The following is a 12,660-nucleotide window of genomic DNA, read 5'->3' as shown; positions in this document are numbered from 1 at the left end:
AGGAGACCTTGATGCGCGCGAAGACCGATGAGAAGCGAAACGCCATCATCGCCGCGGCCACGGCCGTGTTCGAGGAGGTGGGCTACCGGGGCGCCAGCATGGCGATGATCGCGGCCCGGCTCGGCGGCTCCAAGGCGACGCTCTACGGTTACTTCCACTCCAAGGAGCAGTTGTTCGCCACCGCCGTGACGTCGGCGCTGGATGAGATCGGCGATGAAATGCTGGCCTCCCTCCGCGCGGACGGCGACATCGTGACGGTTCTCACCCGCTTCAGCCGGCTTTACCTCGATCTGATCACGCGGCCGGAAATCCTGGCGATCCAGCGCACCGTTCTGAGCGAGAGCCAGACCACCGGCCTCGGGCGCGAGGTCTATCTGCTCGGTCCCCAGCGCGGCATCGACGCCCTGACCGACTTCTTCTCCGAACGGGCGGCAAGGGGGGAAATCGACGTCCCCTCGCCTCGGCTCGGCGCCCTCTATTTCAAGAGCCTCCTGGAAGCCGGCGTCTCGGAGCCGCTCCTCTATGGCCTCGACGAGATCAGGGACAAGAGCGAAGCCGTCGAGACAGCCGTCGCCGCCTTCATGAAAATCTATGGCAAGCCGTGACGGGCCGGCGTCCGTTGCCTGACGACCGCCGAGTGACTACATCTGCGAGGCTTTCGCATTCCGCTGAGGACGGCGACCGGAGACACCAGGGCAACATGACCGCAACGGACGCGCCGCGACGCGGCATTCCCATGGGATCGATCGACGAGGACAGCATCCACGCGCTGGTCCACGGCTTCTACGGCAAGGTGATGGACGATCCGGACCTCGCCGCCATCTTCGGCCGCGAGATCGAAAAACACGAGTGGCCGGCCCACCTCGACAAGATGTGCGCCTTCTGGTCGTCGGTGCTCTTGCGATCGGGCCGCTACGAGGGCCGGCCGATGCGGCCGCACCTCATCATCACAGGCATCGAGGACCGACATTTCGAGCGCTGGCTGACGCTGTTCGCCGAGACGGCCCGCCAGGTGTTCGACGATGCCGACGCCAACGGCGTCATCGCCACCGCCGAACGCATCGGCCACAACTTCCGCCTCGCCCGCGCCCAGAACCGGGGGCTCGACAGCACGCGCATGGAGATGATCCGCGCCGAGCCGGACGGCCCGCGTGAGCCGGCCGTCTGGACACCGCCGCAATAGACCCGGCTTATCCCCGGCCGCGATAGGTCGCCACGCCCTGATCCGGCAGCCAGAGGTCCTTTGGCGGCGCGCCGGTCTGCCAGAAGACGTCGATGGGGATGCCGCCACGCGGATACCAGTAGCCGCCGATCCGGAGCCAGCGCGGCGCCAGGCGATCCACCAGCCGCCGGGCGATCATGATGGTGCAATCCTCATGGAAGGAGCCGTGGTTGCGGAACGACGTCAGGAACAGCTTCAGCGACTTGGATTCGACGAGCCACTCGGCGGGCACGTAGTCGATGACGATATGCGCGAAATCCGGCTGGCCGGTCACCGGGCAGAGCGAGGTGAACTCCGGCGCGGTGAAGCGGGCGAGATAGTCGATGTCCGGATGCGGATTGGGCACGCGGTCGAGCACAGCCTCGTCGGGTGAGGCGGGCGTCGCGGTCGCCTTGCCGAGCTGGTGGGCGCCGGTGGCATCACTTGTCATGTCGAAAACCCCAGATCGAGAACGCGGGGCGCAGAGCGCCCGAAGCTCAGCCGAGCATTAGCGCAGTTCCAGCAAAAGTGGGTACCGGTTTGCGTCCGGACCTGCGTCTCGACAAGGAGATAGAGCCAGAAAGCCGGCTCACGCCACCTGCGTCATGAAACTGGAGAACAGTTCAAAATCCTGTTCGTCCCTCGGCACGCCCTCGACCCGGTTGCGCCCCTTGTTCTTGGCAAGATACAGGCAGCCGTCGGCGCGCGAGATCGCCGTCAGCGGGCTGTCGTCGGGCTCGGCGGCCGCGTAGCCGACGCTGACGGTGCAGACGGCATGCGGCGAATGGAGGTGCGGAATGGCGATGGCCTCGACGGCCTGCCGCAGCGCCTCAAGATGCAGCGCCAGCTTTTCCGGATCGGTCTCCGCCAGGATGAGCGTGAACTCTTCGCCGCCATAACGCGCGGCGATTTCGTCGGTCCGGCGGGCGAAACGCTGGATGGCCGCGCCCACCATCTGCAACACGTCGTCGCCCGTGCCGTGGCCGTAGTGGTCGTTGAACGGCTTGAAGGCGTCGATGTCGATCATGACGACGGTGAAGCCGACGCCGTGGCGCTTCAGCCTGTTGAGGCTCGCAAGGAGGAACCGGTCGAGCGCCCGACGGTTGGCGAGCCCGGTCAGCGCGTCGGTGTTGACGGACGCCTCCAGGCTGTCGAGCATCATGTTGACGGACCGGCCGACCAGGGCCAGGTCGGGCAACAGGGGCTTCTGGGTGATCCGCGACGTCCAGTCGCCGGCCGCGACGCGCTCGGCCACGTGGACCACCTGCCTGAGCCCGCGCAACACCAGCCATTCCAACAGGCCGAGCACCACCGCCACCAATCCCAGCGCCACGAGGCCGACCAGCGCCAACCGCTCGACCATTTCGTGGGTGGCGACGGACCGCACCTCCTCGGTCGATACGCCGAAACCGATCCGGTTGGACGTGCCCGGCAGCGTCGCCACGCCGAACACCTCGTCGCCCGCCCCGTAGGTGCCGGGCAGCACCAGCCCGGTTCCGAGCGCGGCCATGCGTTTGGTCGTCTCCCGTGACAGATGATCCGTCACGCCGGGCATCGCTCCGCCGTCCAGCACGTTGCCGTCGGCATCGAGCAGCATGCCATAGGTCAGGGGCAGCGAGAACTGGTCGAGCGATGCCTGCCGCAGATAGGCCGAGTCGAGGGCGATCGTCAGCACGAAGTCGACCCGGCCGCCGGTACGGATAGCCATGGCCGACTGCAGGACTCTTCTGCCGGTGACACGGCTCAGGATGAAATCGCTCCAGACGACCTTGTCGGAGGACAGCGCGGCTGTGAAGTAATCCCTGTCGCCAAAGTAGAGGCCGATGGCCTTCGGGTCGGTCGAGCAATATCCGACGCCATTCGCCGTCAGGAGGGTGATGCGTTCGACCTTTTCCTGGATGTGGAGAACATGCGCCAAGCTCTCGTTGCAATGCTCGGGAGAGACGGTCCTGAGGGTGTCGGACAGCGCGATGGTCTCGGACAATCTCTCGACCTCGAGACGCGCCTCGATGAAGCCTCTCTGACTACGAGCCAGTGAGGTCAACATGCTCTTGTTGATGTCTTCGAGACGCTGCGCCATGTCGGCGCGCGTACGCATGATCTCGCTCGCCACGAAGGGAACGAGACCGACGAACACCGCGGCCAGGATGACGATACGGATCTTGAGAAGACCGAACATAGGAGTCCGAAACAAAGGTTACGGGCTCAACTTAGTTCGCAATGTATATATAAACCTCTAATATCTTGCGTAGGAAACGCGCCTCTACACTATATCGAGGTAACACAAAAACACGTACCCGACGATATCCATAAAATAACTCCAATATTCATGTAATCATTGCCGACGCCGATGGCGCGCGGAGACATCGAAAGCCGCCCCTTCGGGCGCCGGCGAGCCGGCGCATGTCAGGCGTCCCGAAAGCCGGCTCAGGCGGCAAGGGTCGAGATGACGTTGTCCTGCCCGTCGACGAACAGCGCCGACATGCCGAGGCGGCGGGCCAGCGCCACACCGTCGTCGAGGCCGCGCACCAGCAGCGCCGTCGCCCAGGCATCCGCCGCCATGCAGGTCTCGGCGAGCACGGTGACGGCGGCAAGGCCGTTGTCGAGCGGCTCGCCGGTGCGCGGGTCCATGGTGTGCGACACCATGCGCCCGGCCACCTCGTGGCAATGCCGGTAGCCGCCGGAGGTCGCCACGGCCACGTCTTCCAGCTCCAGGACGCCCATCAGGTCCCGCCGGCCGATGACGGATCGTTCGTGCCCGACGGCCCAGGCGCTGCCGTCGGGCTTGCCGCCGCGCGCCCGCATCTCGCCGTCGATGCCGACCAGCCAGGAGGCGATGCCGAACCGGTCCATCGTCTCGCCGAGGCGGTCGACGCCATAGCCCTTGGCGATGCCCGACAGGTCGAGCCGGAGCGGCGCCCATTTGCGCGCCCGCCGGCCGGCCGCATCGAGTTCGAGGGTCTTGAGGGCGAGGCCATGCGAAGCTTTGCCGGCCGGCGCGCCGCTCCGGGCGTCGGCGCCGAAGCCCCAGGCGGCCACCAGATCGCCGACGCCGACGTCGAAGGCGCCGTCCGAGGCTTCGCCGATGGCGAGAGCCGCCTCGATCACCGCGACGGTCTCGGCCGGCAGCTGGGTCCAGGCGCCGACCGGCGCCGCGTTGAGCCGGCTGAGATCGGAGTCCCGCCGGTAGGTCGACATCTGCCGGTCGACCTCGTCCACCGACGCCTGAAGAGCGGACCGGAGATCGTCGTGCCAGCCGAGGGGCTCGCCATGGAACACGGCAGACCAGCGGGCGCCCATGGTGGGGCCGCTCAGCGTGAGCTTCACGGACGTATCAGTAGACATCTTCGACATAGCGTCCATCCGACTTGAGAGTGGCAAGGTCGAGGCCGAGCGGCCGCACCACACCGCCGAGCGCCGAGGTGACGGCGTCAGCCATGTCGCGGCCACCGCACACCAGCACCTGGGCGCCGTGGCGGATCAGCTCGCGCAGCTTGGGCGCGTCGGCGGCGAGCCGGTCCTGGATGTAGCCGCCGTCGGGGCCGCGCGAGAAGGCGGTGGTGAGCGAGGTCAGCCGCTTCTCGGCGATATGTTCGGCCAGTTCGTGCTCGTAGAGGAAGTCCGACGACGGGCTACGGCCACCCCAGTAGAGGTGAACCGGCCGGTGATCGTCGTTGGCCCGCACGAAGCCGGTGAGCGGCCCGATGCCGGCTCCGGCGCCGATCAGGATCAGCGGCGCCCTGCCCTCGATCGGCCGGAAGCGCGGATTGGTGCGGACGAACGCTGCGACGCTCTCGCCCGGCGCCAGCCCGTGCAGGTAGGTCGAGCAGACGCCGCCTTGCCGCAGGCGCACGCAGATTTCCAGGAAGCCATCGCGCGCCGAGGAGGCCAGCGAATAGAAGCGCGGCATGGTCTCGCCCGGCGGCAGCACGCCGAGAATGTCGCCGGCCTCGAACGCCGGCGACTTGCTGCCGGCGCTGAAGCGCATGATGGCGACGGGCGCGCCGACGGCCTCGCCGTAGAGCTCGCTCGACAGAAGTTCCAGCGGCTCGGTCTTCGGCAGACGCGCGCGATGGGCGAGCGTCAATTCGTGGCCGAGCAATTCGCCGAGGTCGCGGCCCCAGGCGGCGAATTCCTGTGCCGACTGGCGGTCGACGCGCTTCAGGCCCATCATCAGAGGCCAGCCCTTGGCGGCCACCGCCTCCGACACATCCTGCGCGAAGCGGCAGAACTGCGGGAAGCTGCGGTCGCCGAAGCCAAGCACCGCCACCGGCACCGCGCCGTCGAGGCCGGCAAGGCGGGCGAGGAAGGCGTTGGCCGAGGCCGGCGCGCCGCCGTCGCCATAGGTGGCCGTCAGGACCAGCAGCCGCTCGGCCGAGAGGTGGGCCGAGGACAGCGCATTCATCGGCGCCGTGTGGACGCGATGGCCCGACGCGGTCAGCGCGTCGTGCAGCGTGGCGGCGAAGCCCCAGGTGGTGTTGCCCTCGCTGCCGACCAGGATCACCGTGTCGGCCGAGCGTGCCGAGACGTTGGCGGCAATGGCCGGCCGGCTGGAGCGGCGGCGCCACCACATCAGAACGCCGGTGACGCCTAAGAGCGGCACCGAGCCGGAGGCGGCGCCGAGCAGCAGGCCGAGCGCCCAGGCGCCACGGCCGGTGTGCAGCATGACGACGGTCTGGCGGATGCGGTCCCAGATGCTCGCCGGCATGACGCTCAGCACGGCGCCGGTCGAGGCATCGACGCAGGTATCGCCCTTGGCAGTGGTGACCATGTAGACGTCGGTGGGGTCGTCCTTGGCCGGGAAGGTCAGCTGGCGCAGATCGGCGACGGAGACCGACTGCAAGCCGGACAGGCTGCCGACCGGCGCCACCGGGCCGCCGCTGCTTTGGGCCATCGGCGGCATGGCGTCGGCGGACGGGTCGGGGAGCAGGCCGAAGGTGTCGGCCGACATGTAGAGGCCGGTCAGCGACGACAGCATCAGGCCGACGACGGCGAAGCGGCTGACCTCGCCGTGCAAGCGCGTCAGGAGGTCGCCGCGCACCGGCGCGAAGTAGCCACGCCAGCCACCGAGAGAGCGCATCAGCAGGACGATGCCGGACAGGCTGAGCGCCAGCATGGCCGCGGCGGCGATGCCGGTTCCGATCTTGCCGGCGTCGCCGAGGAACAGCGAGCGGTGCAGCTCGGTCATCCAGCGCACCAGCGCCGATTGCCCCTGCGGCGCGCCGAGCGCGGTGCCGGTCGCCGGATCGACCTGCTCGGTGCCGGTCACGCCGTTGTCGGCATAGGTGACCGTGACCGCGCCGCTCGGGCGCACGGCGATCTTGTCGATCTCCTGGTGGCGGGCGCTGACGGCCTCTGCCAGGGCGGCGACGCTGACGCCGGAGCTGACGGCCGGATTCGCCAGCCGGTCGAGCGCCGGATTGACCGACAGGAACGCGCCGGTCACGGCAAGCACCGTCAGGAGAACGGCGAGGACGACACCGGGCAGGGAGTGGATACGGCGCAGCATGGCGGACATCCCGAGGTCTGGACGGCTCAGTAGGAAACGGTGAGCGACTGGAGGTAGCCGTTGCCGGGTGTGGGCTTGCCGACCGAGCCGGCGGCCAGCGGAACGGCGCCATCCGCCACATAGGCGTTGCCGTCCTCGACGGCGGTGTCGACGCGCACCTGATAGCCGGCGTCGAGCATGGCGTCGGCGATGTCGGCGGTCACCTCCAGCGTGCCGCCCGAACCGATGCTGGCGCCGGTCAGCCCGTCGATCGAGCCGCTGGCGCCGCGCGCCCAGCCCGAGAGGTTGCGATAGTACTTGGCCTTCTTGCCAGCCACGTGCAGCGTCTGCACCACCTTGCCCTGGGCATCGGTGACGTAGACCGCCGCATAGGCGCCGTAGCCGCCGTAGTCGGCGAACTGCGCCGTGACGGTGACGGGCTTGGCGATGGCCAGCGCCGGCAGCGCGACGGCGGCGGCGAACCCGAGCGGCAGCGCGTAAAAGGGTTTCATGGGGCAACTCCTGTGCTTTTGCGACAGGAGATCAATGGCTGGGTCACCTGACAGCCACCTGACAACCATGCGGAAAGCCGTTCAGCTTGCCGTCAGCTTCGTTAAGCGCCTTTGGCCACGGCAAGCCCCGTGACGCGCGCCGACACCCCATCAGCCCAGCCTTCCACCGGCGAGGCGATGCTGAGCTCCAGCCCGGCGCCCCGGCAGACGGCCGCGACGATGGCGAGGCCGAGACCGGACCCGTCCGACCGGCTGGACCCGCGCTCGAACGGCCGCATCAGCCGCTCCACCTCGCTCGCCGCCACGACCGGCCCGTGGTTGCGGACGGTGAGACTGTCGGCATCGAGGAACACTTCGATCGAGGCGTCCGGCGCACCGTGCTTCAGGGCATTCTCGATCAGGTTGCGGGCGAGCACGGCGAAGGCGTCGGGGTCGACGTCGGACGGCACACCGTCGTCCGGCGTCACGAGGTCGATACGGTCGTCCTCATCGCTCGACCGGGTGGCCTCGTCGACCACCAGCCCCAGCACGGCGGCGAGATCGGACGGCTGCTCGGCCAGCAGGCCGCCGCCTTCCGCCTTGGCGAGCTGCAACAGCTTTTCCGACAGACGCGTCAGGCGGCGCAGCGCGCTTTCGATGGAGCGGGCGCGCTCGCGGTTGGCGTCCGGCATCTCGGCGATGAGGCGTTGCGTCTGGGCCAGCGCGGCGGCGATCGGCGTCCTGAGTTCGTGGGCGCTGTTTGCGGTGAAGCTGCGCTCGGCCTCCAGCGCGCTGCGCAGGCGGGCCAAGAGCGCGTTGACAGCGGCAGCCACCGGCGACAGCTCGCTCGGCAGCCCTCCCCCGTCCACCGGCGTCAGGTTGCCGCGTCCGCGCTGTTCGATCGCGCCGCGAAAGGCGATGACCGGCCGGAAGGACAGGAGAATGGCCAGCCAGACCACCAGCGCGGTGAGCGGCAGCAGGGCGACCAGCGGCCAGACGAAAGCCCACAGGGCGCCGCCGAACACATGGCGGCGGTGATCGAGATACTCGGCGGTGGTGACGACGATGGTGCCCTGCACCGCCGTCTCGGTATAGGTGCGCAGCGTCTCGGTGGTGGCAAAGCCGGGCGCGAGGCCGGCGGGAATGTGCATGTTGTCGGCGGCGCTCGACCGCAGCAACTCCCGGCCGGCGCCATCGCGCACCACGTAGGAAATGAACTCGTGGCCGCCGACCGGCGGCAGGCGCAGCCCGCCGTCGCCGCCATCCTCGTCGGCCAGCATCTGCTCGTAGGCCAGCGGCAGGATCCGCTCTGCCACCTCGCGCAGGGTGCTGTCGAACACCTCGTCGGTTTCGTGGCGGAACACATGGGCGGCGAACAGCGAGGCACCGATCCACAACAGCGTCAGGCTGACGGACAGGCCGATGGCCAGCCGGGCTCGCAGGCTTCTCGGCAGAAGGCGCTTGGCCATCAGTTGCCCCCCGCCGGCACGCCCAGCCGGTAGCCGAGGCCGCGCACCGTCTCGATGACGTCGGACCCCAGCTTCTTGCGCAACCGGGCGACATAGACCTCGATGGTGTTGCTCTCGACCTCGTCCGAGAAGGAATAGAGATGCTCTTCGATCTGCGCCTTGGAGAGCAGCACGTTCGGCCGCTGCACGAAGGCCTCGAACAGCGCCCACTCGCGGGCGGTGAGCCGCACCGGCTTGCCGGCCCGGCGCACCGTACGGGCGGCGAGATCGATGTCGAGGTCGCCGATCCTGACCAGCGGATTGGGATTGCCGCCGTAGCGCCGGCCGACGGCGCGGATGCGGGCGGACAGTTCGAACAGGTCGAACGGCTTGACGAGATAGTCGTCGGCCCCGGCGTTGAGGCCGGCGATGCGGTCGGAAATCTGGTCGCGCGCCGTCAGGATGATCACCGGCGTCACGTCGCCGGCCACCCGGCGGGCCTTCAGGAAGTCGAGGCCGCGCCCGTCCGGCAGCATCAGGTCGAGCAGGATCAGGTCGTAGGCGGCGGCGAGCACGGCGTCCCCCGCCTCGGCGATGCGCTGCGCCCAGTCGACCGAATGGCCGTCGGCGACGATCTGGTCGCGCACCGCCATGCCCAGCACGGCGTCATCCTCAACGAGCAATATCCGCATCGCCACCTTTCCTGTCGCACGGGCGCCAAACGAGTGGGGCGCCGTCGCGCCGTTCAGGTTGCCGTCAGATGGACATGGGATAATCTAGAGCAACTCCAGCAAAAGTGGGAACCGGTTTTGCGTCCGGAGTTGCGTAAGAATAAAGAGATAGAGCACGTTGGCGAACCAAAGTTCGCCGGACGCGCTCTAGGACAGGAAAAAGTAAATCCTGCCATCGAACGAGGAAACCGGCCGATGTTCCACCGCCCAGGTCTCGCCGCGACCCTTGCCGCCTGCCTGCTCGTCGCCCTCGGCTCGGCAGCGGCGCGCGCCGACGACGACCATCCCGCGCGCTGCAACGTGCCGCTCGGCGACTGGCAACCGCGCGCCGCCGTCGAGGCGGCGCTTCAGCTCAAGGGCTGGACCGTTCTGTCGGTCCGCTCCGACGACGGCTGCTACAAGGTGAAGGTCAGGACCGAGACGGGCGAAAAGCGCCGCGTCCAGCTCGACCCAAAGACGCTGGAACCGGTGGACGAGGAAGACTGAGCGGCAGCCCATCTCCAACCCTCGAGGGATTTGCGGGACGTTTTCGACAGTCCGCGTCACCCCAGCGCGCGAAGAATCTCGGCGGCCCTCGGCATGCGCGCAAGGCTCGCCTCCAGCCGCTCCCGCCAGCGGGGGCCACGCGAAAGCGCATCTTCATAGGCTTCGCGCAGATCCTCAGGCCGGTCTTCGGCAAGGATTTCGATCAGGAACGCCGCCTGCCCACGGTCCTTGCGGGATTTGGCTTGATCGGGGCCGCCCTGGCGGCGGTCGGCGACGATCAATTTGTGGATCGCGAAGCGCTCGGGTCGCGGAATCTGCACCAGCACACCCGATCGATAGAGCGCGACCGCGGGGATGGGCTCGGCGATCAGAAAGTTCAGATAGTTGAGGGCCTGCGCACTCACCCCCAAAGCCGGCAGCGGCTTGACCCTCTCGTCACCAAAGGCCGGCGTCAGAAACTCGACCATCGCCGCGCCGCGACTTTGCCGCCATTTCCACACCTGCCGATCCGCCACCCCCGGCACCGGGTCGAACTTCAACGCCTGCAAGATGTCGCCCGGGTTCTCTTCGACCTCGTCACCTAGCGCCACCGAAAGCCGCTCGAAACTTGCAAAGTCGATATCGCCGGTCTGTGCCAGCTCTTCGGAATCGAAACGAACCCCCAGGTCGCCCTGCAGGAGGGCATAGGCGGCGGTGCCCACGAGCGTACCGCCCAGCCGGAAGACTCCGGCACGGGCAAAAGCCAGAAGCAAGGAACCGGTGTCGCGGTCGGTGGCCATGAACCCTTCGGCGCGCAATACACGGGCCAGCCGCGCCATCGTCTTGCGGCGTTCCTCCCCCTCGGCCCTCAGCTCGGCGGCACGGCTCAGGCGCGCGCGCAACTCGGGCGTCCCCTCCCCGAGGTATCGGCTCTTCATCTCGGTGCCGATCCGGAACTTGTCGTAAAGGTAGATCCGCCCATTGCGCGACCGCTCTTCGATGCTGCCGATCAGCTCCGAAGCGAACTCATCGAGATGAAGCCGCAGCAAATCCTGATAGGCGACTTGCGCGGCTCGGGAATGGGATACGACGGTCATCGGGCACCTCTGTGTGCATCAATTATGATTTTGCTGCACACAGAGAGCAAGTGTGCAGCAATAAAAATTTTGATGCACACAAACCGGCCATCCCAAATGTGGGGACCTGGCTCCTAGAGGATCCACATCCTTCGCCATGGCCATGCGGACTTGATGCCCTCTCCGCTTCCGTGCGATTGCTGACCACCGCGAGATTGCGAGACGCGCTTGACGGTGGTTTTGTCGACCACCGTCGTGGTTTTGAACAGTGGTGTGAGGACGGTCTTTTGACGAGCTTTCGAGTGTTCCGCGTCGCGCTTGGGCGTGCATCCAAAACCTTTTCGGCCCTGCTGCCGGCTTCCCTCCTCCTCCTCGCCTCCCCCGCTTTCGCCTCCACCGGCGGCCACGGCCTTGACGGCGCCTCGCTCGGGGTGATCTGGGCGGTGCCCTTCGTCGGCATACTCCTGTCGATCGCCCTGTTCCCGCTTCTGGCGCCGCATGTCTGGCACCACCACTTCGGCAAGATCGCCGCCGCCTGGGCGCTGGCCTTCGTGGCTCCCTTCACGCTTCTCCATGGCGGGGCCGTCGTCGAGCCGCTGGCCGAGACGGTGCTGCTCGACTACCTGCCCTTCGTCATCCTGCTCGGGGCGCTGTTCACAATTGCCGGCGGCATTCTCATCACCGGCAACCTGCACGGCTCGCCGAAGACCAATCTGGCTCTCCTCGCCATCGGCACGCTGCTCGCCTCGTTGGTCGGCACCACCGGCGCCTCCATGGTGATGATCCGGCCGCTGCTGCGCGCCAACGACGGCCGGCGGCACAACGTCCACGTCGTCATCTTCTTCATCTTCCTGGTGTCCAACATCGGCGGCTCGCTCACCCCGCTCGGCGATCCGCCGCTGTTCCTCGGCTACCTGCGCGGCGTCGGCTTCTTCTGGACCACGGTGCACATGCTGAAGGAAACGGGCTTTGCCGCCGTGATCCTGCTGGCGCTGTTCTACCTGATCGACAGCAGGCTCTACCGCAACGACGCCGACTTCCGCGGCAAGTTCGACCCGACGCCCGACACCGGCCGCGTCGGTGTCGAAGGGCGGTTCAACATCGCGCTTCTGATGGTGGTGGTCGCCGCCGTGCTGCTGTCGGGCTCGTGGAAGCCGGGCATCGGCTTCCACGTGTTCGGCGTCGAGGTGGAGCTGCAGAACCTCTCCCGCGACGTGATCCTGATCGCCGCCGCCGCCGCCTCGCTAAGGCTGACGCCGAAGGCGCTGCGCATCCGCAACGGCTTCGAATGGGGGCCGATCCTGGAAGTGGCCAAGCTGTTCGCCGGCATCTTCGTGACGATCATTCCGGTGCTCGCCATGCTGAGGGCCGCCCATGAGGGCGCCTTCGCGCCGCTGGTCAGCCTCGTCACCGCCGCCGACGGCACGCCGGTCAACGCCATGTACTTCTGGGCGACCGGCCTTCTGTCGTCCTTCCTCGACAACGCGCCGACCTACCTCGTCTTCTTCAACCTGGCCGGCGGCGACCCGCAGCACCTGATGGGCGAGATGTCGACGACGCTGGTGGCGATCTCGGCCGGCGCCGTGTTCATGGGCGCCAACAGCTACATCGGCAATGCGCCCAACTTCATGGTCAAGTCGATCGCCGAGGGATCGGGCGTCAAGATGCCCTCCTTCTTCGGCTACCTCGCCTGGTCCTTCGGCATCCTGGTGCCGCTGTTCCTGATCATGACCTGGCTGTTCTTCGCCTGATTGCCAGTG

The 12,660-nt window shown here is 67.6% G+C and carries 12 protein-coding genes; 4 read left to right on the top strand and 8 right to left on the bottom strand.

The window, feature by feature from the left end; translation table 11 throughout:
- Positions 1–11: 11 nt before the first annotated feature.
- Together QQZ18_RS22225 and QQZ18_RS22220 are read left to right on the top strand one after the other, a co-directional pair.
- Complete coding sequence (locus QQZ18_RS22225) at positions 12–605, top strand: TetR/AcrR family transcriptional regulator (protein WP_284543184.1); 594 nt, start codon at positions 12–14, stop codon at positions 603–605.
- A 95-nt stretch (positions 606–700) separates the two neighbouring features.
- Positions 701–1,183 carry a group III truncated hemoglobin gene (locus tag QQZ18_RS22220; RefSeq protein WP_284543183.1) on the top strand — a complete coding sequence of 161 codons (483 nt, stop codon included), beginning with the start codon at positions 701–703 and terminating at the stop codon, positions 1,181–1,183.
- A gap of 7 nt (positions 1,184–1,190) precedes the next feature.
- Here the strand turns inward: QQZ18_RS22220 and queF are convergent, their stop codons facing one another.
- The 7 genes from queF to QQZ18_RS22185 all read right to left on the bottom strand — a co-directional run bounded on the left by queF (position 1,191) and on the right by QQZ18_RS22185 (position 9,320).
- Complete coding sequence (gene queF / locus QQZ18_RS22215) at positions 1,191–1,652, bottom strand: preQ(1) synthase (RefSeq protein ID WP_284543182.1); 462 nt, start codon at positions 1,650–1,652, stop codon at positions 1,191–1,193.
- Between the two features lie 138 nt (positions 1,653–1,790).
- Positions 1,791–3,380, bottom strand: coding sequence for a diguanylate cyclase domain-containing protein (locus QQZ18_RS22210; RefSeq protein ID WP_284543181.1), 1,590 nt, complete (start codon positions 3,378–3,380; stop codon positions 1,791–1,793).
- Between the two features lie 248 nt (positions 3,381–3,628).
- Positions 3,629–4,555, bottom strand: a complete 927-nt coding sequence (locus tag QQZ18_RS22205) for an FAD:protein FMN transferase (protein WP_284543180.1) — start codon at positions 4,553–4,555, stop codon at positions 3,629–3,631.
- Positions 4,536–6,710, bottom strand: a complete 2,175-nt coding sequence (locus QQZ18_RS22200; protein ID WP_284543179.1) for a PepSY domain-containing protein — start codon at positions 6,708–6,710, stop codon at positions 4,536–4,538. Before QQZ18_RS22200 ends, QQZ18_RS22205 begins: the two co-directional genes overlap by 20 nt.
- Before the next feature lie 26 nt (positions 6,711–6,736).
- Positions 6,737–7,201 (bottom strand): DUF2271 domain-containing protein, encoded by a 465-nt coding sequence (locus QQZ18_RS22195; RefSeq protein WP_284543178.1) that lies wholly within the window; start codon positions 7,199–7,201, stop codon positions 6,737–6,739.
- Between the two features lie 101 nt (positions 7,202–7,302).
- Positions 7,303–8,649, bottom strand: a complete 1,347-nt coding sequence (locus tag QQZ18_RS22190; protein ID WP_284543177.1) for a sensor histidine kinase — start codon at positions 8,647–8,649, stop codon at positions 7,303–7,305.
- On the bottom strand, positions 8,649–9,320 hold the full coding sequence (locus QQZ18_RS22185; protein ID WP_284543176.1) for a response regulator transcription factor: 672 nt from the start codon (positions 9,318–9,320) through the stop codon (positions 8,649–8,651). Before QQZ18_RS22185 ends, QQZ18_RS22190 begins: the two co-directional genes overlap by 1 nt.
- Before the next feature lie 234 nt (positions 9,321–9,554).
- Between QQZ18_RS22185 and QQZ18_RS22180 the strand changes: the two genes are divergently transcribed.
- Entirely contained in the window at positions 9,555–9,845 is a 291-nt protein-coding gene (locus QQZ18_RS22180) for a PepSY domain-containing protein (protein WP_284543175.1), read from the top strand.
- A gap of 56 nt (positions 9,846–9,901) precedes the next feature.
- Here QQZ18_RS22180 and QQZ18_RS22175 read toward each other — a convergent pair whose 3' ends face one another.
- Entirely contained in the window at positions 9,902–10,921 is a 1,020-nt protein-coding gene (locus QQZ18_RS22175) for a nucleotidyltransferase family protein (protein ID WP_284543174.1), read from the bottom strand.
- A gap of 266 nt (positions 10,922–11,187) precedes the next feature.
- On the opposite strand from QQZ18_RS22175, the gene QQZ18_RS22170 reads away from it, so the two are divergent.
- Entirely contained in the window at positions 11,188–12,651 is a 1,464-nt protein-coding gene (locus QQZ18_RS22170) for a sodium:proton antiporter (protein ID WP_284543173.1), read from the top strand.
- Positions 12,652–12,660: the final 9 nt, after the last annotated feature.

It is taken from the genome of Pleomorphomonas sp. T1.2MG-36 (genome assembly GCF_950100655.1).
In the GTDB taxonomy this organism is placed as follows: domain Bacteria; phylum Pseudomonadota; class Alphaproteobacteria; order Rhizobiales; family Pleomorphomonadaceae; genus Pleomorphomonas.
Note: the sequence above shows the minus strand (reverse complement) of the source record. Positions and strands in the feature narration are given on the sequence as shown.

Bases quoted from the DNA above. Each gene is read 5' to 3' on its own strand.
- QQZ18_RS22225 (WP_284543184.1), top strand. From the start codon at position 12: ATGCGCGCGAAGACCGATGAGAAGCGAAACGCCATCATCGCCGCGGCC.
- QQZ18_RS22220 (WP_284543183.1), top strand. From the start codon at position 701: ATGACCGCAACGGACGCGCCGCGACGCGGCATTCCCATGGGATCGATC.
- queF (WP_284543182.1), bottom strand. From the start codon at position 1,652: ATGACAAGTGATGCCACCGGCGCCCACCAGCTCGGCAAGGCGACCGCG.
- QQZ18_RS22210 (WP_284543181.1), bottom strand. From the start codon at position 3,380: ATGTTCGGTCTTCTCAAGATCCGTATCGTCATCCTGGCCGCGGTGTTC.
- QQZ18_RS22205 (WP_284543180.1), bottom strand. From the start codon at position 4,555: ATGTCGAAGATGTCTACTGATACGTCCGTGAAGCTCACGCTGAGCGGC.
- QQZ18_RS22200 (WP_284543179.1), bottom strand. From the start codon at position 6,710: ATGCTGCGCCGTATCCACTCCCTGCCCGGTGTCGTCCTCGCCGTTCTC.
- QQZ18_RS22195 (WP_284543178.1), bottom strand. From the start codon at position 7,201: ATGAAACCCTTTTACGCGCTGCCGCTCGGGTTCGCCGCCGCCGTCGCG.
- QQZ18_RS22190 (WP_284543177.1), bottom strand. From the start codon at position 8,649: ATGGCCAAGCGCCTTCTGCCGAGAAGCCTGCGAGCCCGGCTGGCCATC.
- QQZ18_RS22185 (WP_284543176.1), bottom strand. From the start codon at position 9,320: ATGCGGATATTGCTCGTTGAGGATGACGCCGTGCTGGGCATGGCGGTG.
- QQZ18_RS22180 (WP_284543175.1), top strand. From the start codon at position 9,555: ATGTTCCACCGCCCAGGTCTCGCCGCGACCCTTGCCGCCTGCCTGCTC.
- QQZ18_RS22175 (WP_284543174.1), bottom strand. From the start codon at position 10,921: ATGACCGTCGTATCCCATTCCCGAGCCGCGCAAGTCGCCTATCAGGAT.